Raw genomic sequence first — 24,529 nt, forward strand, 5'->3', positions numbered from 1 at the left:
CCTACTCCGGCTTGGCGGTTGCCGCCGCCTCGGCCGCGCGGGCTGCTGCACGCTCGATAATCTCGAAGTCGGCGTCGGTCAGCGCAGCGGAGACGAACCAGGTCTCGTAGCAAGAAGCCGGCGGGTAGACACCATTGGCCAGTAGGGCGTGGAAGAAAGCCGGGTAGCGGAAAGTATCCGCTGCCTGCATCTGCTCAAAGTTATGGCCCTCGCCCTCGGCGAAGCGTGGCGAGAGCATCGTGCCCGCACGCTGAATGTGGTGGGCCACGCCCTGCTTGGTCAGGGCGTCGGACAGAATCGTGGCCAGGCGATCTGCATTGGCTGCGACGGTGTCATAGACATCCTTCGTGGCATTCTCCAGGTTGGCCAGGCCAGCTGCCATAGCGACCGGGTTACCGGAGAGTGTGCCTGCCTGGTACACCGGACCGTTCGGAGCCAAGTACTCCATGACGTCGCGGCGACCACCGAAGGCAGCTGCCGGCAGACCACCGGAGACGACCTTGCCGAAGGTGGTCAGGTCACCGGCCACACCATCAATGCCGTACCAGCCGTTGTAGGAAGCGCGGAAGCCAGTCATGACCTCATCGAGAATCAGCAGTGCGCCGTCTGCGTGGCAGACTTCCTTCAACTTCGCGTTGAAGTTGTCCTGCGGTGCGACGGTACCCATGTTGCCCGCTGCCGCCTCAGTGATGACACAGGCAATCTCGCCCGGGTTCTCAGCGAATGCGGCCTTGACGGCCTCAATGTCGTTATAAGGAACAACAATGGTGTCGGCAGCCGATGCACCGGTGACACCCGGCGAATCCGGCAGACCAAAAGTAGCGACACCGGAACCGGCCGATGCCAGCAGCGCGTCCACGTGACCGTGGTAGCAGCCGGCGAACTTGATGATCTTGGAACGGCCAGTGAAACCGCGAGCCAGGCGTACTGCGGACATAGTGGCCTCAGTGCCGGAGTTGACCAGACGCACCTCATCTACCGACGTGCGCTCAACGATGTGACGAGCCAGGTCGGTCTCAGCCGTGGTCGGAGCGCCGAAAGACAAACCGCGAGTGGCGGCGCTCTGAACGGCCTCCACCACTGCCGGGTGCGCGTGGCCCAGAATCATTGGACCCCACGAGCAGACCAAGTCCACATATTCGTTACCATCAACATCCACGAGACGAGAGCCCGCGGCGTGGTCAATGAAACGTGGGGTGCCACCGACGGAACCGAAGGCGCGGACCGGCGAGTTCACGCCACCCGGCGTCACTGCCTGAGCCTGCGTAAAGAACTCTGCCGAACGATCGGTGAGCTCAACGTTTTCTGGGACATGAGGAGCATTAATGTCTTGAGTCACGGTGACCATCGTAGACGGCCACTCGGATGAAGGGCTACCCTGCCCTACCAACGTCCCAGCTTCACCCTGAATAGATGCTTGCGGCGAGAGGACACTCGACGGGATCGCCAGTCGATCCACAAGCTGGAGAAAATCATCAAAAGCGATGCCAGCAGCGGGTGAATCATACCGGTCATACCCAGCAGGATGACCGCAACGTTGTAGAACCACGCAAAGTAGATGTTGGAGTCCATCATCCGCACCACAGCACGTGCGATTTCAATGGCCTCCGGAATCGACAACACGTTGTTCCGCAGTGCCACGACATCGGCGTAATCAACATCAAGATTCTGATTGCCTTCGGTGTTGTCCATCAAAACACCCACGTCAGCGGCACGCAGAGAGTCCCGGATGTCCTTGTCGCCAACCATCACGACAGTCTCGCCGTCACTGTGGACCGAACGCACCGCAATGGCCTTGCGGGAGGCAATGATGCCCGCGAATACTCGTGAGATATTCAGCCGGTCAGCAAAACGACGGGCTACTGGATACGGATCTCGCGTGATCATCATGGTGTCCACGCCCATATCCTCAAGCTGGTCAATGCTCTCGACCGCATCGGGCTTAATGTCCTCACCAATGGTGATGACACCACGGACCTTGCCACGCCACGACACCACCATCGGAGTACCGCCACTGAGCGCAGCCACGGCCATTTTCTCGCTGAGTGCAGTGAGATCACGCGGACGCCAAACACGCCCCTCAACAAAGCGCATCTCTAACTTGTCGTCGGAGTCCTTCACCGGAATCTCTACCTGGCCAACGAACGCACCATCTTCCGCAATTGCGACGTGTACGGTCTCAATCCAGTGCGGCACCTCGCCACCGCCGGAACCGGCGTCGCGGGATGCACGGCACGCGCGTACGATGGCCGCCGATGCCGGGTGGTTGCTCTCCATCATGAGAGCGCCCGCCACACGCAGAACCAGATCCGGATTTTCATTGCGCTCAGCGGCGACACCGAGCACGTGGGTGTCACCCTCGGTCAGCGTTCCAACTCGGTTAAAAATCACCACATCGGCAGCGGCCAGCTTTCGGAAAGTCTCATTGCCACGAATCAAGATTCCGTTACTAGCACCGGCCAGAATCCCGATGCGCTGCACGGTCGACGTAGACATTGCCAATGCCACCGGCGCGATGCCCGAGAGCATAGCCAGCGCCACCGCGAGGGCACCGCTCATCGTGCCCGTCGCCAGCCACCAACCGCAAAAAGCCACGCCCGCCAACGACAGCGTCCATGGCACCAGCTCTGATGCCGAGTGCACTGCGGTCTGGTGCATCACCGTTTCTTCTCGAACCGCTTGACGCAGCCAACGCGCTATCGATGACGCCCGGGTCTTGAAACCGGTGCGCTCCACACGCACCTTGAGCTCCGAATCCAGGTTGATTGCGCCGGCCCAAACCTTGGAATTGACCTTGACCTTCTGCGGTTCAACGCCGATCCCGAGTAGCTGCGCATCCATCGTGGAGGCTCCACCGATAACCGAGCCATCGACCGGAATCACCGAGTGCGGTGGAACCACGATGTCATCACCGATATTGAGCTCCGCAACCGTCACCTCCACCCGTTTCGGCTCCGCGGATTTAGCGCTCTTGCGCACGACTGTCACGTTTCGCTCAGCTGGAATGCGCAGGTTGCGCAAGATTTGTCCAGTACGAACCTTGTTGTAGCGCGTAAACATGCGACCTGTTAGCAACAACACGGTCAGACCGCAGGCAACGTCGAAAAACACCTCTGCCGAGGCGCTTTCCCGGTAGTTGAAAGCAAACCACGTGGGCGCAGTGGTATATCCAATCTGTCCCGCGGGGCCAAAAATAAGCTGCGCCAGCGACCACAGCCACGCCAGCAGGATGGCAATGGAGCTCGCCCCATCCAGCGCCGACATCCGCCGACGCAGAGACGCCGCCATTGCACGGTGGAACGGCCAGCCACCCCACCACACCACAATCGTGGTCAGCACAAGACACATCCACTGCCAACCCGGGAACTGCCAGTTGACGTTCAACGACGTCACCAGCACCGGAATCGATAGGAACAGGCTGCCCCAAAAGCGCTGCTTGGTCACCAGTTCACGCGCCGTGAACAGTACTTCCGCGCCGCCGCCGCTTCGGCGCAAGGCCGCTTCACGACGGCGAATGCGCTCCTCCTCATTCTGTTGAGCAGCAGCCGGAACAGCGGGACGGCGATGTTGTGACACATCCAGCCGAGTTGCACGACGCCGAAGCGTGCTGCGCGTGAGGTACGACTCGACCCCAATTTCGCGGAGAGCTTCGATGAACTGATTCGGATCGATGGTATCGGGCGCTGTAATCCACGCGCGTCCGGGCTTGTAGACCACAGAGGCCGTCACATCTGGAAAGGATTCCAAAACATGCTCAGCACGCTCAGCACTCTCGGCGTTTTCCAAGTTTTCCAGGATGAGTGCGAAAGCTGTGTTGGACTGGCCTCTGCGGTGTGCAAGCCGCTGATGGGCACTTTCTTCGTCGATGTCCTGACGGCTTCGTGGCAATGCCTTACGAGCAGCGACCTTGGCATCCACAATCGCTTGTTCAACGCGATTGTCCAGAGAGAAATCAAACTCACCGGTGTCACTCATAGCCTTTGAAACTTTCCGTCTAATCCTGTGGCTGGTTGGCGCGCGTGAGCGCTAATTCACGATAGAGCAACAGTAGTCCACACGCCATCGCCAGGCTGGGCGCGATAACCCATACAGTCAGCGCTCCAGCCATAATGGCAAAGAACATGGCGAGAGCCGTGATAATCACCATGATGAGCAGGCAGTTCCGGGAGAGTTTGAACTCAGTGGCCGTCGGCAAGCAGCCGCTACCAATAAGCGAGCAGCCCAGCGTCACACCGGCGACGATGTAGATATCGCGGCCAACGGCGGCGGGAGCCTGCGAATAGTCGCCGGTGACCAGTATCAAGCTCAGGACAATCTGGGCGATGAGCGCGACAAAAAGCACCCACTGCCAGGGCCGACTCGGCAGGGACATCATCGCTTGGACTCCTCAGGCTGCTTGGATTGCTTGGGCTGTGACTGGCCCAGCTGCTGTTGCCGCTTTGGATCAGCGCCATGCTTCGACGCTCTCGGCAGATGCGATTCCGGAGCGGACGGCGTCCACGGTTTCAACGGGCGCTGATGATCGAAGTAGTCCTTGGATTCCTTCGAAGCGGCGAGCACTAGACCCGCTACCGCGGCAGTGGCCGAGGCGATTCGCACAATTCCGCTGATAAGAACGAGGGATGCCGGCACTCCCGATTCTGAAGCCGTAGAAGAGAAGAAGGACATCAGCGCCGACAGTGCCAGGTAAAGCGAGCCGATAACCAGCACGGTGCGAGCACCTTCGCTCCCCTTGCGCATTCGCTCGATAATGGCGAAGAACGCGATGCAAAGCCCCACTGCGAAAAAGAACGCGATAACGATAGTCGCCTTCATGGCAGCATCAATCTGGCCCTCGCTGAAACCCGGGAAATTCTCCTTAGCGGTTGAGGGGCTCATCAGCATTTCCGGATGCAGCCAGTAGGTCACCGTAGCTACCGCAGCGACGAGCAGCTGCAACACGGCCGTAACCCGCCACGCCTGCCTAGCTCCCTCGACCTGCTCGGGAATTGCGGGCTTCTTCTCTTCTTTAGTCATCCGTCCACTTCTCGATATTTACTACTGCACGTTCACCCGAGCGAATTAGAACTGGGCGCGCAGCTTCTTCGCCAAGTCCACCGCTGCGTAGGTCAAAATCTGCTCCGCACCGGCACGGCGAATGCTCAGAACTGCCTCCATCATCGCAGCATCCAGGTCAATCCACCCGTTGGCGGCAGCGGCGTGAATCATCGCGTACTCACCAGAGACCTGGTAAGCGGCAACCGGCACCGGCGACATATCCGCGACCTCGCGCAGAATGTCCAGGTAGCTCATGGCCGGCTTGACCATCACCATGTCCGCACCTTCGTCAACGTCGAGCTGCACTTCAAGCAGGGACTCACGACGGTTTGCAGGATCCTGCTGGTAGGTACGGCGATCACCCTGCAGCGAGCTGCCCACAGCTTCACGGAATGGACCGTAGAAGGCGGAGGCGTACTTTGCCGAGTACGCCATGATGGAGACATCCTCATGGCCAGCGGCATCCAAGCCCTCGCGAATTGCGGCAATCTGGCCGTCCATCATGCCCGAAGGGGACACGATATGGGCACCGGCGTCGGCCTGCGCAACGGCCATCTTGATGTAGTTAATCAGCGTGCGGTCATTCTCAACGACCGTGTTGCCGAAGCGGTCCTTGCCCAGCACACCACAGTGGCCGTGGTCAGTGAACTCATCCAGGCAGGTGTCGGCCATAATCAAAATGTCATTCCCGAACTCGTCGCGGAGACGACGCAGGGCACGGTTGAGTACGCCCTCCGGATTCCAGGACTCAGAGCCCTCGCCGTCCTTGTCCGCATCCAGCGGGACACCGAAGAGGTCAACTGCCGAGATACCTGCCTCAACAGCCTCGCGCACAGCTTCTACCAGGGAGTCCTCGGTATGCTGCACTACCCCGGGCAGGGAGCTGATTGGCTTCGGCTCATCAATCCCATCTGCAACAAACATGGGCAGGATGAGATTTTTCGGAGTCAGTGTCGTCTCCGCCGTCATCGCACGCATCACCGGGTTGGTGCGCAGCCTGCGTGGGCGACGAATCGGGAGAGGAAATCCAAACTGTTCGAGATCGATTTCGCGGGATGATTCAGAAGCTCCAGATGTAGTCATAAAGACAACCTTAATCAAAACGCGAACTCGCTCCGGTACGCCCCTGCTCAGTCCTTGGTTTTACGCGAACGACGACGCTTCTTGCGCGGTGGTGGCAGCTGCCCTGCCGCCCGCAGTTGCGCAACATGCTCTGCCAGCGCATCCACCAGCTCCGGGATGCTTGCGCGCTCCGGCACGACATCTACCCGCAGGCCGTACTCGCGAGCCGTGGCTGCGGCCATCGGCCCGATGCAGGCAATGATGGTGCGAGCATGCGGCTTACCCGCGATGCCGACCAGGTTCTTCACCGTCGACCCCGAGGTGAAGCACACTGCGTCGAAGCCACCGGACTTAATCATGTCGCGGATATCCGCACTCGGTGGCGCTGCCCGCACGGTACGGTAAGCGACCACATCATCAACTTCCCAGCCCAGGTCAATCAGACCGTCGACAAGCACATCGGTGCCGATATCGGCGCGCGGCAGCAGCACGCGGTTGACCGGATCGAGATCCTCGATGTACTCCGGGAACACGTCGACAATGCCCGCGGCATTTTGACGAGTGTCATCCGGAAGCAGCTCCGGAGTGATGCCGAGATCGCGGATGGCAGCGGCGGTGCGATGGCCGACGGCTGCGATGCGGACCCCAGCGAAGGAGCGCGCGTCCAAGCCGAATTCCTGGAACTTCTCCCACACTGCGGTGACGGCGTTGACGGAAGTGAAGACAACCCACTGGTAACGGCCGTCGACAAGCCCCTTGATGGCGCGTTCCATCTGCGCCGGGCTGCGCGGTGGCTCGATTGAGATGGTCGGGACCTCAATCGGGATGGCGCCGTGCGCAACGAGACGGGCACTCATCGGGCCTGCCTGCGCCTTGGCACGTGGGACCAGCACCTTCCATCCGTAGAGAGCGCGGTTTTCCCACCATGAGTACTTCGAACGATTGTCCACACCCTTGCCAAGCGTGACCACCAGCGGACCGGTCAGGTCACCCGAGAGCTGCGCCAAGGTGCCCAGCGTGACGTCGTAGGTGCGCTGCAGACGAGTCGTACCGTTGACAGTCACCGACACCGGCAACGACGACGGCAGGCCGCGTTCGCCGAGCTCAGTTGCAATGGCGGACAGGTCGTCCTGCACGGCCTGCAGTACCAGCGGCTGCGGTGCCTGGGCCAGCTCGTCCCAGTCCACATCGGCGCGATCGAGATCGGTCTCCGTGTACGTCGAGCCCAACGCGATACCGGCAAATGCCGGGACGGTGGAGGGCACGGACATGCCAGGGACGATCTGGAACTCAACATCGGCGTGCGAGACCTCGTTGATTTCGGCCAGCAGCGAATCGTTGGTCAGCGGATTGCCTGCCACCAAACGCACCACGTCATTGCCTTTAGCGGCTTCCTCGACGAGCAATTCTGCCATCTTCTTGGGATCGTCGATAGGCGTGCGCAGATCTGCGGCGGTCGGTGGTGCCGGACGCGGCGGCTTACGACGAGATCCCTTGGCCTTGGCTGCGGCGCACATGCGCTCGTACTCTTCCTCGGCTTCCTTCAGCAGCTCGGGAGGAACAGGCACATCGGTTGCGACGAGCTCTCGAACCCCCGGCATGACATCGGCGTCGACGTAGGCGATAGCGGTGTCTGCGAGAATCTCACGGGCGCGAAGCGTCAGCAGGTCGGGATTTCCAGGACCAGCGCCGACGAACAGGATGCGTCCCGTTGCTGAGGGGAGGGAGGTGTTCATCGTTGCGGAGTGATTTCTTTTCTATTGGTTGTTCACTTTTCGTGCCGATGAGTCACTAAGGAAGAAAGCGGACATGCGCCAACGCATGTGAGGGGCAGGTAGATACCTGAATCTCACATGCGAGCACACGAAGGAAACCCTTATCCCAACGGCATGCATACAGGCCTATTAGCATAAAGGGTTTGAGCCAAATTAACTAACCGGCTACTTTTGAGATTCCCGCAGGGTATCGCCCATTACCTCATGAGCACCCCGTTCGAGCAGCGCCGCCGCAACCTTCCGGCCAAGCTCATCGGCCTTATCCACGTTTGCGGTAGCGGTCTCGAGCAACTGACGCGAACCGTCGAGTGCGAACACCCCCGCCTGCAGGGTGAGTTCACCGCTGTCGCTCACGGTTGAGTAGGCCGCGACCGGAGCGGTGCAGCCCGCTTCCAGCTCATTGAGTACCGCGCGCTCAGCGACAGCCCGGGCATGGGACACCGGGTGGTCAATCTTGCGCAGAATATCCACAATTTCGCGGTCAGCAGTGCGGCACTCCAGCGCCAGGGCGCCCTGAGCCGGGGCTGGCATGAGGACATCCACATCCAGGGATTCCGCAATCTCTCCGAGGCGACCCGTGCGCTCCAGTCCGGCGCGAGCCAGAATGACAGCGTCCAAGTCCTCAGAGACGCGCCCCATGCGGGTTTCGATGTTTCCACGCAATGGTACAAGTTCCAGATCGGAGCGCAGCGCACGCAGCTGAGAGACACGACGCGGCGCGAAGGTACCCACACGAGCCCCCTCAGGCAGGTCCATCAGCGGCGTGGCATCGCGGGAAATCAGCGCCTCTCGCGGATCGACGCGCTCCGGCACGGCTGCGACCATCATGTCGTCTTCCGGCAGGGTCGGCAGGTCCTTAAATGAGTGCACGATAATGTCGCACACCCCCTCGCGGAGTGCATGACGCAGCGCCTGGGTGAAAACACCGATGCCAATCTTTTCCACCGGGTCGTGGCGGTTATGGTCACCGGCGGTCTTTACAATCACCAGCTCTGCAGGCTGACCCAGCTCAATCAGTGCATCACGGACGTGACCGGCCTGTGTCGTGGCCAGTTCCGAGCCCCTGGTACCGATACGTATAGTCGCTGGGTCAGGCATGTTTCCCTCCGAGTGTTAATTTTTGGTGGTTTCAGCAACGCCTTCAATGATGGCACTACTGTCAAGACCATACTGCTCAAATCCCTGCATCCGCCCAATTCGGCCCTCTACCATGAGATCTGCGGGGATATCGGTGTCAGCATACAGGCCAGAGGGGGTAGATAGGGGCAGGTCGAAGAGCTTCTGGAGCGCAAGAGCGTAGTTGCCACCACCCTGCTGGCTGGAAAGCTTCTTGACCTGCACTGTTGGCGCGTGCAAGAGCTTATCGACGACGCGGCGAACCGTGGACTCGACCTCGCGACGTTCCTTTTGAGTAAGACCCGGTGTCTTCGCCTCCAGGCGAGCGAGCTCTGCCGCCGCCACATCCGCCGCACGCTCACGCAGAGCGCGAACTGTCGGCGCTACCTCGCTTGCGCGCTGCGCCGTGAGATAGGACTCCAACTCTTCGGCCACAATGTCACGCGCTGCAGCCTCATCATCACGGCCCGGCACCTCCGTGCGAGTCATCTGCAGCAATTCGATGTTGAAGAGTGCGATCCCCTCAAGCCCGGCGACATCCTCCGCAACGTCGCGAGGCATAGACAGGTCGACAATGGCGAGCGGGCCATGGTCGATGACGTCGTCAGCTGAAACCACTGGAGCCATGGCTCCGGTGGCGCTGACGAGAATGTCCACATCATCGAGGACATCGGCGAAGTCATGCAACGCAACCGCAGTAGCGGGGATGCCCGCTTCGATGGAGTGGTTAGCCAGGTTCTGCGCCCTGTCAACGGTGCGGTTGGCAATAATCAGACGGTCAATGCCACAGCGCCCCAGGTAGCTGGCAGCCAGCGAACTCATCGCGCCGGCGCCGAGGATAAGAGCCGAACGTCCGGCCAGGATATCGGTCCCCTCAGCGACGTCGACACCAGAGTTGAATCCGGGGTGCAGCGCAGCAATCGCCTCATCGATGGCCACGGAGACCATCGATGCGCCCGCGTTATCAATCAGCGTTTCGCTGTGGACTCGCTTGCCTGTGTGCAGCGCCTTCTGTGCCAAGTCATGCAGCATGCGGCCGACGGTGCCGACTTCGTCCGCTTCCTGGTAAGCATTGCGAAGCTGACCGATAATCTGCTGCTCGCCCAGCACCATCGAGTCAAGACCCGCACACACCGAGAAGGCATGCTCCGCTGCGGCCTGTGCGTACCGAACATAGAGGTGCGGTGTCAGTTCATCGAGCTCGAGCCCAGTACGACCGACTATTTCACGGACCACGGCCGATAGCCCGGAGTGGAAGCCGTTGGCCACCACGTAGTACTCAACGCGGTTACAGGTCGACAACAGCATCGCTTCGCTGATCGCTTCATCCGCAACCAGCCGAGCCAAAATGGCCTCTCGCTCAGTTTCACCGACGGAGACCTTTTCAAGAAGGGTCACCGGTGCAGACCGGTACGACATTCCGACGAGAAGCACACTCACCGCTCAATCACCGCTCTATTGCTCCTTCACAGGCCCCGCTACGGGCTTTTTCACACAGCTATGACTGTTAACGCTAGACAACTCTGCCATCTCGTCACAACAAAGGCATACTTTACTTAGCCTCTACCTCGATGTTCGCAGCACTCCCCTGCTTCCTTGCTGCTACTTCACATTCTGCCATGTCTCCGCAGCTCCTAGCAGTTCGGCAGAGTTGTCTCCCGAACTTATTCGGCTTCCGCTATCGCTTCCAGGAGTTCATCGTCATCGATTTCCCAGCAAGCGATTTCCTCATCATTGACCAAAATCACCGGTACGCGATCGCCAAATTCCATGGCCAAGTTCGGATCGGTATCGACATCTTCTACCTGGAACTGCGCATTTTGGTCCCGAACCAGCGGCTCAATCTGCGCAATCACTCGGGCGCACGAACCGCACGTCTTCCTACTCATCACCGTCACAGTCACCATAACGGCCAGTCTAAAGGTCGACTGTTTCGCTTTACGACGTCCCCCTCCCCACACTTCCCTGCAAAAGTGACTCTTCTTATCCTTGCCCCATCCGCTCCTTGAATCTCAGCGCGCGGCTTTGCCTAAAGAGCGGATACTATTCAACAAGAGCTTCCGATAACGGATGTCGGTTGCATACACCGTGGAAAGAGATTTTCGTGCCGTGAGTGAGTTCAGTGCCGACAACCGCTCCCCCTTCCCCATCGACATGCTGGGCGACCTTGCGTCCTCGCAGGGCAACGTCCGCAACTTCCTCGAGCAGGTAGTTCTCGCTCCGCTCAATGATGAAGCACAGGAGGAAGCTGGTGCTGCAGCGGCTGCCAATGCACTGGAAGCTCTCGGCGAGGTCTACGACGTCGGCGGCGAAGAACTGGCTACGGGATTTCGCAGTGTAGCGGGTGCCGAAGATGCCGCTGGCGGTGCACGTGTGCTCTCGCAGCCCATTCCAGGTGTCGAACGCGATCAGGGCGCAGCCGCTTTCTTCGATGTGGACAACACGCTTGTCCAAGGCGCATCAATCTTCCTCTTTGCCATGGGTTTGGTCGAGCGCGGTTTTATCAAGAAGCGTGATTTGGCCGGCATGATTTGGAAGCAGCTGAAATTCCGAATCTCAGGCGCGGAAAACGCCGCCGACGTAGCTAAGGCCCGTGAACAGGCATTGGAGTTTTTCGCCGGCCACGATGTGGATGAAATGGTCAAACTCGGCGAAGAGATCTTTGAAGAAAAGATCAGCGACCGCGTTTACCAGGGCACCCGCGATCTTGCGGAACTGCATATCCAGGCTGGCCAAGAGGTCTGGCTGGTCACCGCTACCCCGGTGCAGCTAGCCCAGGTTATCGCTAAGCACATCGGACTGACCGGCGCCCTTGGCACAGTCGCCGAGGTCAAAGATGGCAAGTTCACTGGCCGTCTGGTAGGCGATATTCTCCACGGCCCGGGCAAGAAGCACGCAGTGGCAGCTCTGGCGGCCTCCTCCGGGTTGGATATGTCTCGCTGCACGGCATACTCAGATTCCGCCAACGATATCCCCATGCTGTCCATGGTAGGCACCGCCGTGGCCATCAACCCGGACCGCAAATTGCGGAATTACGCCCAGAAGATGGGGTGGACTGTCTACGACTACCGTCACTTCCGCTCCGCAACCTTCGCCACAATGCGGTGGCTCTCGATTGGAGCACTACTGACAGGAGCTGTCTGTGGCGCGGGACTCGTCGGCAAGCGACTGTGGGACGCGAACAAGGAAAGTTAAGCGCTGCTACGCGCACTCGAGAGTTAGTGACTGCGTTTATGACAAAAATGGCTCGAAAAATGGCATGAAAGTGTCATAAACTCCTACAGTTTCACATTTGCAGCCCGTAATCGGCAGCCCGTGATTAGCCCCCAACGACAAAACCCGCCCTATCTCAACGAGACCGGGCGGGTTCTGCTTTTAAAACGTGTACGCGACGCAGCACGCGCGCTCCTGCGATAACGGCAGGAATGCTGGCTTACTTGCCGAGCTTACGACGCTGCACGCGGGTACGGCGAAGCATCTTGCGGTGCTTCTTCTTCGACATGCGCTTGCGACGCTTCTTAATGACGGAACCCATCGGCTCGACCTCGCTATTCGTTGACGGAAATTTCTTTTCTTGCACAATGGCGGCGTACTCAATGCGGCCTTACAACCGCCGAGATGTCACGCCCTTTTTCCTTCCGCCTTCACAGCTAGATACTTCATGACTTGAAGACGATAGGAAACAGGGGCGCAGCACAGCACCATGTACTAATCGGATTAATCATAGCGGGGACATATGCGTTCAGGTCAAACAGCCCCGCTTAAAGGCAGAAAAATTAACCCGCGTTGTAGAAGGAGGAGTCCAGGTATTCCTTGACTGCGGACTCATGGACGCGGAAAGAACGGCCAACGCGCACTGCCGGCAGCTCGCCAGCGTGAACCAGGCGGTAGACGGTCATCTTGGATACGCGCATGATGTCAGCAACTTCCGCAACGGTCAGAAAGGTGCCTTTATCTGCATTCTGCATTAGTAAATATTCCCTTCAGCGCACGCGACGCGCTGCAGGCTTCCCCTCCTGCAGAAAATCGTGACACGCACGTGCTTTTCATATCCTACCGGTAGGCAAGGTGCCGGTGCGATTTTTGATAAAAAATAGGGGCATTGGCGAATGGTGTGACAGTTGTGACTAACCCATCGTCCCTGCGTATCGGATTAGCTACTGCCGCTGACCATCTCCAATGCCCCAAATATTGGGGTTACTTGTACACCCACTTCGACGCGGCGAAATACTTATTTACCCATCTCGTTGGCCTTGTCGTAGCAAGCCTGCAGCGCGCGATGCACTGCGCGGCGAATGCCCTCTTCCTCGAAAACTCGGGTGGCCGCAGCTGTTGTACCGCCCGGCGAAGTGACATCGGCACGCAGCGCAGTCGGGTCCGCACCTTCCTGCATCATCATCTCGGCTGCACCCGCAGCCGTAGCTGACGCCAGGCGCTTAGCCTGATCACGCTTGAGGCCCAGATTCACACCCGCATCGGTCATCGCCTCGACAAACTGGAAGAAGTAAGCCGGACCAGAGCCCGAGACTGCAGTGACTGCAGACATCAGCGACTCATCGACAACCTCAACGCTGCCGACCTTCTTCAACAGTTCGACAACCTCGTCGGTCTGGCTCTCCGTGACAAAGCGGCCCGGCGCGACTGCACAGACCCCCTTGCCCACCAGCATCGGGGTATTCGGCATGACGCGGATCACCGGAGTACCGACAGCACAGACGCTTTCCATCTTGTCCAGCGTGATGCCAGCCGCCATCGACACCACAATGGTGTCGACCTCAGAGTCATCGAGCACGTCGGCAATCTGCTCGAGCATGTCGATAATCAAGTACGGTTTTACGCACAAGAACACCACGTCGGCACCGTCGACGGCCCCTACTGGGTCGTCGGCATCGACAATGCCGTAGGTCTCCTTCAGACCGGCCAGGCTCTCCTTGGTGCGCCCCACCACATAAATCGAGGAAGGCGAGACACCACCGTCGATGAGACCACCGACGAGTGCGCTACCAATCTTTCCGCCACCAATTACAGCAATTCTTGTCATGGACGCTAAGTGTGCCAAAACTGGCCCACACATGCGAATGCAGGGACCGGAAAACTACGCTTCCGACCCCTGCATCAGGTGATGATTATTCTGTTGACCCCACTACAACTGGAAGAGAATCCAGGGGCCAAATGTCAGCGCCAAACCGACAAGTCCCGCGAGAATCGGTGTCAGTTTGTCCTTCTCACGGCGCAGGTAGTTCGCCATTCCCGCGAAGCCACCAGCGACCACGAGAGCCATGATGACAACCACGATCTTTGGCAGCGACGACCAGGCCATGGTGAAGCCCAGGAACACCAATGCACCAGCAATCAGACCCACGAAAACCTGGATTAGCAGCAACGGCACCGAGAGGGAATTGTCCTCAGCGTAGCCATCGCGCGCGACGGCCTTGCCCTTGGAGCTCTTGGATTCTTCACGCTTAACGACGTCCCGGGGCTCCGCCTGCTTCTCGTCAGCTGCGGCCTGGGTCGGTGTGGTCTCGACCTGTGCAGCCTCAGCGGGGGCGTCCTCGGCCTGCTCAATATCGGCCTGTGCGTCTTCCGCCTGTGCAACTCCAGGAGCAACAGCGGCTGCCACTGCCGCCTTGGAAGCGGCACCGGTATCGGCGTCAGCGTCGGCAGCCTCGAAGGTAGCGGTTTCCTGAGCAGCTTCAGCCTCAGCAAGCTGTTCACCGTCGACGCCATCCGTTTCAACGGATGCCTCAGACGCTTCGTCGATCTTGTCCTGGACAACCGGAATGGAGGCAGTCGGACGGTCGTCGTAAGCGTTGGAACCGGTGAGTACTGCACGAGCGACTGGCCCCGGCTCCCCAAGCTGCTGCGACTCGTCTGCCATGTCACGCAGCTCGGTGAAGGTATAGGTAATCTCCGAACGCTCGGAGTTGACCATGACCGGACGGGGTTCCATCGGAATTGCCAATGGCACTGCAGGGGCTGCTGGCTGCGCAGTTGGTGTGCTCTGCGCGGCTTGCTCCTGCTGCGGAGCTGCCGGTGCAACCGGTGCAGCCGGTTCTTCAGCAACTTCGGTAACCTCGTCAGCTTCAACATCGTCAGCTTCGACCTCAGTGACCTCGGCGTCAGCTACTTCGGCGTCAGCTACTTCGGCATCAGCCTCAGCTAATTCCGACTCCTCTTCTTCCTGAGCAGCAGCTTCAGCCTCGGCCTCAGCTTGAACCTCATGCTCCGACGAATCCGCCCCTTCAGCAACTACCACTGGCTCAGCGACAGCCTCCGAGTGCACCGGAGCTTCTACCTCCGGTTCGGTTGCCTGCGCTTCGTCGGCGGCGTTGGCCGCAGCTTCGTCGGCAAGCAGATCGCTTGTAGTCGTCTGATCGTCGTCTGCGTTGGAAAGAGCGTGAGCACCACGTCGCGGTTCGTCGGCCTTTACACGAGGGATTGAGCCGGTGAGTTCCTGAACGGACACACCGCCTTCTTCAAGGCTGCGTCGACGGCGGCGCCGCGGTGGTTCAGAGGGAGCTCCCTCCTTCTGCCGCCGCGCCAGCAGTTCGGCAACGGTGAGCTTTTCCTCGCTCATCTCAACCCTTTCCGTATAGGTCACTGTCCAGTCGTCGGAAGATAATGCCCTCGCGCAGCGCCCAAGGACAAATCTCGACCTTCTCTAATCCCAATGCTCGCATACTAGCCTCTGCAACGAGAGCACCTGCGACAATTTGGTGAGAACGATTCGCACTAACACCCTCAAGTTCAGCACGGTCAGCCGCCGTCATGCGGGAAATAAACGCAATCAACTGGCGCAAACCAGCGGCAGTCAGAGTGCGCTTAACCCGGGGACCAGCAGCGGAAGGCGCCGCACCGGTCAGGCGGGCGAGAGTGCGGAAAGTCTTCGAGGTGGCGACAGCCAAGTCCGGCTCACCAAGCGTACGCAAATGACGAGCTGGCTCAGCGAGCTCAGCATCAATGTAATCGCGCAGCAGGTCAATCTTCTTGCGCTCCGGCGGATCGGTCTCGAACCACTCGTGGGTCAAACGTCCCGCACCGAGCAGCAGCGAGTACGCCGCCTCCGGATCTTCATCAGTACCCGACGTCAGCTCAAGAGAACCGCCACCGATATCCAGGTTGATTAGACGACCAGCAGACCAGCCGTACCAGCGCCGTACTGCCAAAAAGGTCAGACGAGCCTCATCCTCACCGGAGAGAATCTGCAGCTTAATCCCAGTTTCTTTCTCAACGTGGGCGAGAACCTCGTCCGCATTCGTGGCATCGCGAACAGCTGAAGTGGCGAAGCTAATCATCTCTTCGCACTTCATCTGCTCAACCAATTCCTTGGATTCAGCGACGTAGCCCGTCAGCTTGTCAATGCCCTTCTTGGACAGGTTGTTGTCCTTATCCAGGTACTCGACCAGCTTCATCGTCGACTTGGAATCGCTCATCGGAGTCGGATGTCCGCCCCGGCGGGCGTCCACCATCACCAAGTGGACGGTATTACTACCTACATCTAATACACCTAATCTCACTCTTAGTAGGTTAGACGGTCTACGGTGTATTGGTGTGAATCAACCCCACCCCCGCCCCGGTCGCGGACCACAACCATCTCCCGCTGAAGTCGCCTATGACTTTCCCCGCGAGTGGTTCGAGTTCGCCCACCCGGAGGACCCAGAACACATCATCACCTGCGACCTAACCTGGTTGATGAGCTCCTATCAATGCGCTTTCGGCACCTCCGCTTGCCAGGGCATCGACTCCGCGAACGCGGATGTCGGATGCTGCGGCCATGGCGCCTTTATCACCGACGAAGAAGACCGCGAGAGGGTTATTGACGTCGTAAAGCGAATGGAAGGCGACTCCGCAGAGCCCCAGTGGTGGCAGAACCGCCCCGAACAAACGCTGAAGTGGCTCGAGACCTACGAAACTGACCCCTCCGAACCGTTGGAACCGTGGTTAGTATGGGACGAGCTTGACGACGAAAACGGAGAGCCTGAGCCGGCTCTGAAAACGAAGGTCGTGAAGAATGCCTGCATTTTTGCCAACCGTGACGGGTGGCGAAATGGTGCGGGCTGTGCCATCCACCAGTGGGCAATGGCCAACGACATTGACCCCGTGAAGGTCAAGCCGGATGTGTGCTGGCAGGTGCCGCTGCGCCGACTGGAGGACTGGGAGGAACGCCCAGACGGCCAGGAGATTCTGCACACGACCATTACTGAATACGATCGTCGTGCATGGGGCGATGGCGGCGAGGACTTTGAATGGTTCTGCACGGGCGCGCCGGCCACACATACCGGTGGCGAGCCGGTGTGGCGCACGCACAAGTCTGAGCTAATAGAGCTCATCGGCGAAGAGTGCTACGAAATTCTGGCGGAGCACTGCCGTGCCCGAGAAGCAGCGGGCGCGGCCAAGGCTTTCGGACCGAGTGGCTACCCACTGCTGGCGATTCACCCGGCCACACGCGCAGCGGCCGAGGGGCTGGCGCCGGACGAGGTTTAAGTCGGGGTTTCTCAGACCGCCGGCGGATTCCGTCGGCAGCAGTCTGCTGAGCTAGTCCTCGAACTTGTAACCCAAGCCGCGAACGGTGACCAGGAATTCCGGCGAGGAAGGATTGCGCTCGATCTTGGAGCGCAGGCGCTTGATGTGTACGTCCAGCGTCTTGGTGTCGCCGACGTAGTCGGAGCCCCAGACGCGGTCGATGAGCTGGCCGCGGGTTAGCACACGACCACGGTTGCGCAGCAGGTACTCCAGCAGGTCGAATTCCTTGAGCGGCATTGCAACATCGTCACCGTCAACGGTGACCACGTGGCGCTCGACATCCAGCACGACCGGACCGCCGCGCAAGACCTCCTCGTAGATATCTTCGACATCGTCGGAGTCGTCGTGGCGACCACGGCGCAGCACAGCTCGGATACGGGCAATAAGTTCCCGAGAGGAATACGGCTTGGTCACATAGTCATCCGCACCAATTTCGAGGCCGACGACCTTGTCAATCTCAGTGTCACGGGCGGTGACCATAATCACTGGGACAGAGGACTTTAAGCGGATGTTTTTGCAGACCTCGGTGCCACTCATACCTGGCAGCATGAGGTCCAGCAGCACAATGTCCGGTTCTGCCTTGGAGAATTCTGCAAGTGCTTCCTGGCCGTCAGCGGCCATCCGCACCTCGAATCCTTCGCGCTGCAGCAGAAACGCAAGCGGCTCCGCCAAAGCCGTCTCGTCTTCGACAATAAGTACCTCAGTCACGGATTACTTCATTCCTTCCTTGGAATCCTTGTTCTGGGAATCCTTATCCTTGCCACGGGTTTTGCCCGTACCTCGCTGCGCGTTTTTCTCAGCCGCAATTTTACCCGCAGGCTGGGTGTGGCCGATTGGCAAACGTGCAGATACATCGCCATCATTCGACGCGGAACCGTTCTTTTCCATCAGCGGAAGCTCAATGGTGAAGGTCGATCCGGTGCCCAGCCGACTCCACAGCTTGACGGTTCCCTTGTGATTCGCTGCGACGTGCTTAACAATTGCCAAGCCCAGACCGGTACCGCCTGTCGCCCGCGAGCGTGCCTTATCCGCACGGAAGAAGCGCTCGAAGATGCGCTTCTGGTTCGCCTGGGAAATGCCGATACCGCGGTCAGTGACGCGGATAGCGACGGTGTCGTTATCCTCCTTGACCGCAGTCACGGATACCGGCGTGGCCTCTGGCGAGTAGTTGATCGCGTTTGAAATCAGGTTGGACACCGCGGTGATCAGCAGGCTGCGTTCACCTTCAACAACCAAATCCGGCTCACAGTCAACGGTGATTTCAATACCCGCCTGCTCCGAGAGCATCTGGTTACGACGCACAGCTCCCTGGACAATCTCTTCAACCTTCACGGGAGACATGTCCGGCAGTGGCTCTGCCCCCTGCAGCTTCGACAGCGAGATGAGCTCCGTAATCATAGTCGACATCCGCTTGGACTCCTGCGTCAGGCTCTCACTAAAGTGACGCACGGCAACCGGGTCGTCGGTAGCTTCATTCAGCGCCTCGACCAAGAGACTGATGGCACCTACCGGCGTCTTGAGCTCGTGGGAAACGTTAGCCACAAAGTCACGTCGCGCGGCCTCCATACGGGCCTGTTCGGAGACATCCGCCGCATAAATCACCACAAAACGGTCGTCCACCAGTGACAACGGAGTTAGCTGACAGCGGACAATTGTGTCCGGCGCCCCCGCCCGGCGCGACGGCAGCACGAGTGTCAGCTCCTGGTCCTCCTGCGAGTCAAAGACCCTGAGCGCAGCTTCCCAGCCCACGTCATTGAGGCGGCGCTCATAGACCAGCCCCAACTTGTGCGCCATGGAGTTCGACAAAATCAAATCACGTGAGATGTCAACGACCACCACACCCGTCGGAGACTTCTGAATGGCCAGGTGCATGACCTGCGCCATGGTGGTTATTGAACTTTCCTCGTCGCTCTTCTGACGCCGAGCGGCGTTATAGGCACCCGAGACAACTCCACCAAGAATCAGCACAGCTGCCATAACCGCAGCACCTAATAGAGCGGCGATAATGATTTTTGACACGGGTCTTACCCTAAGCTCTTTTCACAGTCCGCGCGCGCTGAAAAATCATTGCGCTAGCTAGCTCTAAATAGACCAAGGAGCACAGCCTCACTTGGCTGCGCCCCTTATCGGCCTATCAAACACCTACATATTTACTTGTTGCCCTGAGCAGCAACAGCAGCAGCACCTGCAGCTGCAGCTTCCGGATCCAGGTAGGTGCCACCCGGGTTCAAAACCTTGCCCTCAGCATCAAAGTCGTAAACCAGCGGGATACCGGTCGGGATGTTCAGAGCGGCAATGTCCTCGTCCGAGATGTTGTCCAGGTGCTTGACCAGTGCACGCAGGGAGTTACCGTGAGCTGCCACCATGACAGTCTCACCGGACTTCAGACGCGGCAGGATTTCCTCTTCAAAGTAAGGAATGAAACGCTTCACGACGTCCAGGAGGCACTCCGTGCGCGGAACCTCATCCAGGTTGGCGTAACGCGGGTCATTAGCCTGCGAGAACTCGCTGTCATCCGACAGCTCCGGCGGCGGAGTGTCGTAGGAGCGACGCCAGGACATGAACTGGTCCTCGCCGTACTTCTCCTTGGTCTCTGCCTTGTTCAGACCCTGCAGAGCACCGTAGTGGCGCTCGTTCAGACGCCAGTCACGGATAACCGGAATCCACAACAGGTCAGCGGTATCCAGGGCAATGTGTGCGGTGTTAATTGCGCGACGCAGCAGCGACGTGTAGAGAACCTGCGGCTTCAGGCCTGCCTCTACGAGCATCTCACCGGCACGTACTGCCTCAGCGCGGCCCTTGTCGGTCAGTGCAACGTCGACCCAGCCCGTGAACTGGTTGGATGCGTTCCACTCACTCTGGCCATGACGGACAAGAATCAGTTTTCCATTGCTCATACCCCTAATTGTGCCCCAAAACGGGAAAGCCCGCCGTTCGTTGCCCCGCTATGTGGGTTGCTACCCCCGGCTACTCAACCATGTGGCGGAACTGCTCCAGATTGGCCAGGTTTTCCCCACGGTCAACTCGCCACTCCCACTCGCGCTTGATTGCCGATGCAAAGCCGCGTTCGAGGATCTGGTTGAAGTCCCCATCGGCCGTCTCCAGCAGCTGACCGAGGAGACGGTCGAGGTCATCGTCGGAAAGCTCAGCGGGCAGTTGACCGACCAGGTAGATGTCGCCGGCGGCGTCGATGGTGTAACCGATGCCGAACAGACGACGGTTGCGCTGTAGCAACCACTTGTAAACGGCCTCGTGGTTTTCTTCGACCGCGCGACAGACGAAGGCTTCAACACGCAGGGAGTCGGGCGCCGGGATGAGGCCGACGACAGTCTTGAGCTTCTTCTTACCAGGCAGGACCACCACGGCGGCATTGTCTGCAATACCATGCTCGACACCGAGGCGTTCCAGCTGCTCACCGAGGGATTTCAGCTGTACTTGGATGTCCGTGCTCATCGTGAATCATCTCCCTGCTTTTGTGGCTACGGCTCTGGCGGTACTGAAGCTAACGAAACCTACCGGGAGCCGCCCGCATCCCGGATAGAGCCGGGACAATTTTCCTTTTGGAGTTCGGTTCGATGATAGACATCGGCCAACCGATCCACGGTCTTTTGCCAGGAAAACTCCAAGGAGTGCTCGCGCGCCTGGGTGGCCAACTTAATGCGCAGCTCGTCGTCCTCCACCAGGCGACCGAGGGCATCGGCCCAGGCTGCGGGCTCGTGACCGTCGACAAGCAAACCGCTGACCCCATCGTCGACAGCGATGGAGAGCCCGCCGACATTCGCCGCGACAACGGGAGTGCCAGTGGCCTGAGCCTCCATCGCCACCAACCCGAAAGTTTCGTTGTAACTGGGCACGGCGACAATATCTGCGGCCTGGTAGAGCTTCGCCAGGTCCTGCGGCGGGCGCGGGGGCATGAAACGGACCAGGTGGTCGATCCCCTCTTCCGCGGCGAGATTGGTGAATTCGTCGGGCGCATGCAGCCCAGAACCGGAAAGTCCACCGCAGATAATCACTCGGACATTAGTGGCGGGATGGCGACGCATGAGCTCACCGACACCCCGCAGCAATACCTGCGGGCCCTTCAGCCGCTGCAGCCTACCGACGAACAAAATGACCTTAGTGTGCAACGGGATGCCCAGCTCACGACGGGACCGCTCGGTGGCACGATCACTGCCCGGCGAAAAGAGCTCCACGTCCACCCCGGGCGGCACGACATTGATGCGCCACGGGTCGGCATCGTGGAGATCCGCTAGCTGCTTAGCCTCGGCATCTGTGTTGACAATGAGCCGGCACGCATTGTCCACAATCTGCTGCTCACAGATACGCCGAGACTCCGGCTCCGGCGTATCTCCCTCCGCCAGATGGAGATTCTTCACTGCCGCCAGCGTGTGCGCCGTGTGCACAAACGGAATGTCAAGCAAATCCGACAGCAGCCAGCCCACCTGGCCAGAGAGCCAGTAGTGCGAATGAATGAGGTCGTATTCAATCCCCTGTTTGCGGGCGAATTCAATGACCCCACCGGCAAAGGCCGGCATCTGCGTAGCCAGGTCTGACTTCTCTAACCCCTCATATGGACCAGCCACAATGTTGATGACGCGGAAGTTCTCACTGACCTGAATCACCGGCCCATCGCTGGAACGCGTGGCGCGGGTGAAAACATCCACCTTCACACCGCGTCGCGCCAGCTCCTCGCAGGTGCGCAGCACGTAGACATTCATGCCACCAGCGTCACCGATGCCCGGTTGCTCCAGCGGAGAGGTATGCATGGAGATCATCGCGATGCGGTTCGGCCACGCCGGGGTGTTAGAGGCGGCCGCGTCTGCGCCCGCCGTTGCCGCCGGAAATGTTTCGCTCATACTGCCCAGAGTGCCTACGCCAGGGGCAACCCCGCAAATGAGTACCTCAAATACGTGTATTGGAATTCCGGCATCGCAGTGCGACGTACGGCACAATAGAGGTCGATACCTACTACGTCGTAGGTTATTATCACCTCACGACATATTCAGGTGCTAAACAAAAATTTAGGAGGACCCCATGGCCGATACATCCAGCTCACACGCTGCAAATGACTCTGCCCCAGCTCACGGTTCCACACCCAACGCTGCGGTTTCCAAGGCCTGGCTGAACTTGTATCCGGAGTGGACCCCACCCCACATCGACTACAACTTCGACACCCTCCTAGACGTCTACCGCCACACTCTGAGCAACCACCCGCGCCGCAAGGCACTGACCTTCTTCGGTCGCTCCACCTCGTATGCGGAGCTGGATGCCAAGGTTCGCAGCGTTGCCGCCGGCCTGCGCGCACTTGGCGTACGCAAAGGCGATCGCGTGGCACTGCTCATGCCGAACTGCCCGCAGCACGTCATCGCCTACTGGGCAGTTCTGCACCTCGGCGCTGTTGCCGTAGAGCACAACCCCCTCTACACCGCCCACGAACTGCGCCACCCATTCAACGACCACGGCGCCCGCTTTGCCATCTGCTGGGACAAGATCGTCCCCGTACTTGAAGACCTCCGCAACAACACCCCGCTCGAGACCATCATCGCGGTCAATATGCTGCAGGACCTGCCGTTTGTCATGCGCACCGCCCTGTCGATCCCGCTGCCGAAACTCCGCGCCGCCCGCGCTAAGCTGCACTCCTCCGCACCGCAGGTCATGGGTTTTGACGCTTTGCTTCACGACGCCGTCGGCGGAGACGGCCACGACCTCCAGGCCGATGAGTCCATCACTGCCGATGACACTGCAGTGATGATGTACACCTCTGGTACCACGGGATCGCCGAAGGGCGCTCAGCTGAGCCACCGCGGGCTGGTCGCCAACATTCTGCAGGGTAAGGCCTGGGTGCCTGGCCTTGGCAAGGAGCGGGAAATCTCCCTCGGCATCCTGCCAATGTTCCATGCCTACGGTCTGACCATTGTCACCAACTTGTCCATGCTGATTGGCGCTGAACTGGTGCTGGTGCCGGCACCGGAGATTCCGCTGATTATGAAGGTGATGAAGAACAATCGCCCGACATGGGTGCCTGGTGTGCCGACTCTCTACGAGAAGATTGTCGAAGCCGCCGAGCGCGATAATGTCGACCTCTCCGGCGTGAAGTTCGCCTTCTGCGGTGCTGCTACCCTGCCGGTTTCCCTCGTGCAGAAGTGGGAGAAACTCACTGGCGGGCGCCTTGTCGAAGGCTACGGCCTCACCGAAACGTCACCGATTATCGTCGGCAACCCGATGGACGGCAACCGCCGCCCGGGCTACGTTGGCCTGCCATTCCCCGACACCGAGGTTGCCATCGTTGACCCCGAAAATCCCACCAAGCTCCGCGCTGACGGCGAGGAGGGCGAGGTCATCGTCCGAGGCCCACAGGTTTTCGCCGGTTATCTCAACCTCCCGGAGGCAACGGAGAAGTCCTTCACCGATGGGCCTGCTGAGCTTCCCGCTGGCGACCGTTGGTACCGCACCGGCGATGTCGGAGTCATGGAGTCGGACGGCTTCATCAAGCTGGTTGCCCGCATCAAGGAGGTCATCATCACCGGTGGCTTCAATGTCTACCCGGCCGAGGTCGAGGAAGTACTGCTCTCCCACCCGGACATCACCGATGCCACGGTCGTCGGCCTGCCGAAGAGTGACGGCTCCGAGATGGTCGTGGCCGCCATTACCCTTGCTGACTACGCCCGACTGGATTCTGACGCCTACCGCGACCACTGCTACGACAACCTGACCCGATACAAGGTGCCGCGCGCATTCTTCCACCTGGAGGAACTTCCTCGCGACCAGATGGGCAAGGTCCGCCGCCGCGATGTCCGCGACGTGCTGCTCACACAGCTGGAGCAGAAGGGCCAGAGCGTCGATTCGCTTTCCCACCGCAAGCACCATTAGTTCACGGTGGTTTTGTAGTTGGGATAGGGGCCTGAGTAGAGCGGGCTCCTATCCCTTTAAGGCGGACCCCGGCTCCCCCCAGACTTAGTGACTAGGTTTATGACAAAAAACTAAGGGTGAATACTATTCACATGTCATAAACCTAG

At 59.5% G+C, this 24,529-nt stretch carries 22 protein-coding genes; 3 read left to right on the top strand and 19 right to left on the bottom strand.

All coding sequences use genetic code 11. The annotated features are described in order from the left end of the window. Position 1 precedes the first annotated feature (1 nt). From hemL to HMPREF2787_RS03390, 9 genes are all read right to left on the bottom strand, one after another. Positions 2-1,348, bottom strand: a complete 1,347-nt coding sequence (gene hemL / locus HMPREF2787_RS03350; RefSeq protein WP_049190552.1) for a glutamate-1-semialdehyde 2,1-aminomutase — start codon at positions 1,346-1,348, stop codon at positions 2-4. 35 nt (positions 1,349-1,383) lie between these two features. Next, positions 1,384-3,975, bottom strand: coding sequence for a heavy metal translocating P-type ATPase (locus HMPREF2787_RS03355; protein ID WP_069359109.1), 2,592 nt, complete (start codon positions 3,973-3,975; stop codon positions 1,384-1,386). Between the two features lie 19 nt (positions 3,976-3,994). After that, positions 3,995-4,375, bottom strand: coding sequence for a hypothetical protein (locus HMPREF2787_RS03360; RefSeq protein WP_070858388.1), 381 nt, complete (start codon positions 4,373-4,375; stop codon positions 3,995-3,997). After that, entirely contained in the window at positions 4,372-5,016 is a 645-nt protein-coding gene (locus tag HMPREF2787_RS03365; protein WP_070858389.1) for a hypothetical protein, read from the bottom strand. Before HMPREF2787_RS03365 ends, HMPREF2787_RS03360 begins: the two co-directional genes overlap by 4 nt. A gap of 45 nt (positions 5,017-5,061) precedes the next feature. Continuing rightward, positions 5,062-6,120, bottom strand: coding sequence for a porphobilinogen synthase (hemB, locus tag HMPREF2787_RS03370; protein ID WP_049172406.1), 1,059 nt, complete (start codon positions 6,118-6,120; stop codon positions 5,062-5,064). A gap of 47 nt (positions 6,121-6,167) precedes the next feature. Then, entirely contained in the window at positions 6,168-7,835 is a 1,668-nt protein-coding gene (locus HMPREF2787_RS03375) for a bifunctional uroporphyrinogen-III C-methyltransferase/uroporphyrinogen-III synthase (protein WP_070546360.1), read from the bottom strand. 204 nt (positions 7,836-8,039) lie between these two features. Next, positions 8,040-8,972 carry a hydroxymethylbilane synthase gene (gene hemC, locus HMPREF2787_RS03380; RefSeq protein WP_070858390.1) on the bottom strand — a complete coding sequence of 311 codons (933 nt, stop codon included), beginning with the start codon at positions 8,970-8,972 and terminating at the stop codon, positions 8,040-8,042. 15 nt (positions 8,973-8,987) lie between these two features. Then, positions 8,988-10,430, bottom strand: coding sequence for a glutamyl-tRNA reductase (locus HMPREF2787_RS03385; RefSeq protein ID WP_083326647.1), 1,443 nt, complete (start codon positions 10,428-10,430; stop codon positions 8,988-8,990). A gap of 224 nt (positions 10,431-10,654) precedes the next feature. Then, a complete protein-coding gene (locus HMPREF2787_RS03390; RefSeq protein WP_016421985.1) occupies positions 10,655-10,897 on the bottom strand; it encodes a glutaredoxin family protein in 243 nt (80 codons plus the stop codon). Positions 10,898-11,060: 163 nt separating this feature from the next. Between HMPREF2787_RS03390 and HMPREF2787_RS03395 the strand changes: the two genes are divergently transcribed. Continuing rightward, positions 11,061-12,185, top strand: coding sequence for an HAD family hydrolase (locus HMPREF2787_RS03395; protein WP_070858391.1), 1,125 nt, complete (start codon positions 11,061-11,063; stop codon positions 12,183-12,185). 238 nt (positions 12,186-12,423) lie between these two features. On the opposite strand, the gene HMPREF2787_RS10840 is transcribed toward HMPREF2787_RS03395, so the two are convergent. The 5 genes from HMPREF2787_RS10840 to HMPREF2787_RS03415 form a co-directional block, all read right to left on the bottom strand. After that, positions 12,424-12,525: a 30S ribosomal protein bS22 gene (locus tag HMPREF2787_RS10840; protein WP_003855542.1), complete on the bottom strand. Its 102-nt coding sequence runs from the start codon at positions 12,523-12,525 to the stop codon at positions 12,424-12,426. 241 nt (positions 12,526-12,766) lie between these two features. After that, positions 12,767-12,958, bottom strand: a complete 192-nt coding sequence (locus tag HMPREF2787_RS03400; RefSeq protein ID WP_005509751.1) for a helix-turn-helix domain-containing protein — start codon at positions 12,956-12,958, stop codon at positions 12,767-12,769. Positions 12,959-13,221: 263 nt separating this feature from the next. Next, entirely contained in the window at positions 13,222-14,031 is an 810-nt protein-coding gene (proC, locus tag HMPREF2787_RS03405; RefSeq protein ID WP_016421983.1) for a pyrroline-5-carboxylate reductase, read from the bottom strand. A gap of 102 nt (positions 14,032-14,133) precedes the next feature. After that, on the bottom strand, positions 14,134-15,567 hold the full coding sequence (locus tag HMPREF2787_RS03410) for a hypothetical protein (protein WP_070858392.1): 1,434 nt from the start codon (positions 15,565-15,567) through the stop codon (positions 14,134-14,136). A 1-nt stretch (position 15,568) separates the two neighbouring features. Beyond that, a complete protein-coding gene (locus tag HMPREF2787_RS03415; RefSeq protein ID WP_161798518.1) occupies positions 15,569-16,507 on the bottom strand; it encodes a Ppx/GppA family phosphatase in 939 nt (312 codons plus the stop codon). Positions 16,508-16,541: 34 nt separating this feature from the next. Here HMPREF2787_RS03415 and HMPREF2787_RS03420 point away from each other — a divergent pair, with 34 nt between their 5' ends. Beyond that, the gene (locus HMPREF2787_RS03420; RefSeq protein ID WP_070858393.1) at positions 16,542-17,474 is read left to right on the top strand and encodes a DUF3109 family protein; all 933 of its coding nucleotides are present in this window, start codon (positions 16,542-16,544) and stop codon (positions 17,472-17,474) included. 51 nt (positions 17,475-17,525) lie between these two features. Here HMPREF2787_RS03420 and HMPREF2787_RS03425 read toward each other — a convergent pair whose 3' ends face one another. The 5 genes from HMPREF2787_RS03425 to mshA all read right to left on the bottom strand — a co-directional run bounded on the left by HMPREF2787_RS03425 (position 17,526) and on the right by mshA (position 22,288). After that, positions 17,526-18,221: a response regulator transcription factor gene (locus HMPREF2787_RS03425; RefSeq protein WP_016421979.1), complete on the bottom strand. Its 696-nt coding sequence runs from the start codon at positions 18,219-18,221 to the stop codon at positions 17,526-17,528. Positions 18,222-18,224: 3 nt separating this feature from the next. After that, a complete protein-coding gene (locus tag HMPREF2787_RS03430) occupies positions 18,225-19,532 on the bottom strand; it encodes a sensor histidine kinase (RefSeq protein WP_070858394.1) in 1,308 nt (435 codons plus the stop codon). A gap of 131 nt (positions 19,533-19,663) precedes the next feature. Beyond that, positions 19,664-20,410, bottom strand: coding sequence for a phosphoglyceromutase (locus HMPREF2787_RS03435; protein ID WP_070643272.1), 747 nt, complete (start codon positions 20,408-20,410; stop codon positions 19,664-19,666). Positions 20,411-20,480: 70 nt separating this feature from the next. After that, positions 20,481-20,966 (bottom strand): type III secretion system chaperone family protein, encoded by a 486-nt coding sequence (locus HMPREF2787_RS03440; RefSeq protein ID WP_049172367.1) that lies wholly within the window; start codon positions 20,964-20,966, stop codon positions 20,481-20,483. 59 nt (positions 20,967-21,025) lie between these two features. Continuing rightward, positions 21,026-22,288, bottom strand: coding sequence for a D-inositol-3-phosphate glycosyltransferase (mshA, locus tag HMPREF2787_RS03445; protein ID WP_172620248.1), 1,263 nt, complete (start codon positions 22,286-22,288; stop codon positions 21,026-21,028). A gap of 259 nt (positions 22,289-22,547) precedes the next feature. On the opposite strand from mshA, the gene HMPREF2787_RS03450 reads away from it, so the two are divergent. Next, positions 22,548-24,383 (top strand): long-chain-fatty-acid--CoA ligase, encoded by a 1,836-nt coding sequence (locus tag HMPREF2787_RS03450; RefSeq protein ID WP_083326648.1) that lies wholly within the window; start codon positions 22,548-22,550, stop codon positions 24,381-24,383. Positions 24,384-24,529 lie beyond the last annotated feature (146 nt).

The sequence above is a fragment of the Corynebacterium sp. HMSC061H03 genome (assembly GCF_001838215.1).
GTDB classification, from domain to species: Bacteria; Actinomycetota; Actinomycetes; order Mycobacteriales; family Mycobacteriaceae; genus Corynebacterium; species Corynebacterium jeikeium_D.

What these genes read in the sequence shown, in the direction of transcription:
- hemL (WP_049190552.1), bottom strand. Translation starts at nt 1,348, where the DNA reads ATGGTCACCGTGACTCAAGACATTAATGCTCCTCATGTCCCAGAAAAC.
- HMPREF2787_RS03355 (WP_069359109.1), bottom strand. Translation starts at nt 3,975, where the DNA reads ATGAGTGACACCGGTGAGTTTGATTTCTCTCTGGACAATCGCGTTGAA.
- HMPREF2787_RS03360 (WP_070858388.1), bottom strand. Translation starts at nt 4,375, where the DNA reads ATGATGTCCCTGCCGAGTCGGCCCTGGCAGTGGGTGCTTTTTGTCGCG.
- HMPREF2787_RS03365 (WP_070858389.1), bottom strand. Translation starts at nt 5,016, where the DNA reads ATGACTAAAGAAGAGAAGAAGCCCGCAATTCCCGAGCAGGTCGAGGGA.
- hemB (WP_049172406.1), bottom strand. Translation starts at nt 6,120, where the DNA reads ATGACTACATCTGGAGCTTCTGAATCATCCCGCGAAATCGATCTCGAA.
- HMPREF2787_RS03375 (WP_070546360.1), bottom strand. Translation starts at nt 7,835, where the DNA reads ATGAACACCTCCCTCCCCTCAGCAACGGGACGCATCCTGTTCGTCGGC.
- hemC (WP_070858390.1), bottom strand. Translation starts at nt 8,972, where the DNA reads ATGCCTGACCCAGCGACTATACGTATCGGTACCAGGGGCTCGGAACTG.
- HMPREF2787_RS03390 (WP_016421985.1), bottom strand. Translation starts at nt 10,897, where the DNA reads ATGGTGACTGTGACGGTGATGAGTAGGAAGACGTGCGGTTCGTGCGCC.
- HMPREF2787_RS03395 (WP_070858391.1), top strand. Translation starts at nt 11,061, where the DNA reads ATGTCGGTTGCATACACCGTGGAAAGAGATTTTCGTGCCGTGAGTGAG.
- HMPREF2787_RS10840 (WP_003855542.1), bottom strand. Translation starts at nt 12,525, where the DNA reads ATGGGTTCCGTCATTAAGAAGCGTCGCAAGCGCATGTCGAAGAAGAAG.
- HMPREF2787_RS03400 (WP_005509751.1), bottom strand. Translation starts at nt 12,958, where the DNA reads ATGCAGAATGCAGATAAAGGCACCTTTCTGACCGTTGCGGAAGTTGCT.
- proC (WP_016421983.1), bottom strand. Translation starts at nt 14,031, where the DNA reads ATGACAAGAATTGCTGTAATTGGTGGCGGAAAGATTGGTAGCGCACTC.
- HMPREF2787_RS03410 (WP_070858392.1), bottom strand. Translation starts at nt 15,567, where the DNA reads ATGAGCGAGGAAAAGCTCACCGTTGCCGAACTGCTGGCGCGGCGGCAG.
- HMPREF2787_RS03435 (WP_070643272.1), bottom strand. Translation starts at nt 20,410, where the DNA reads ATGAGCAATGGAAAACTGATTCTTGTCCGTCATGGCCAGAGTGAGTGG.
- HMPREF2787_RS03440 (WP_049172367.1), bottom strand. Translation starts at nt 20,966, where the DNA reads ATGAGCACGGACATCCAAGTACAGCTGAAATCCCTCGGTGAGCAGCTG.
- mshA (WP_172620248.1), bottom strand. Translation starts at nt 22,288, where the DNA reads ATGATCTCCATGCATACCTCTCCGCTGGAGCAACCGGGCATCGGTGAC.
- HMPREF2787_RS03450 (WP_083326648.1), top strand. Translation starts at nt 22,548, where the DNA reads ATGGCCGATACATCCAGCTCACACGCTGCAAATGACTCTGCCCCAGCT.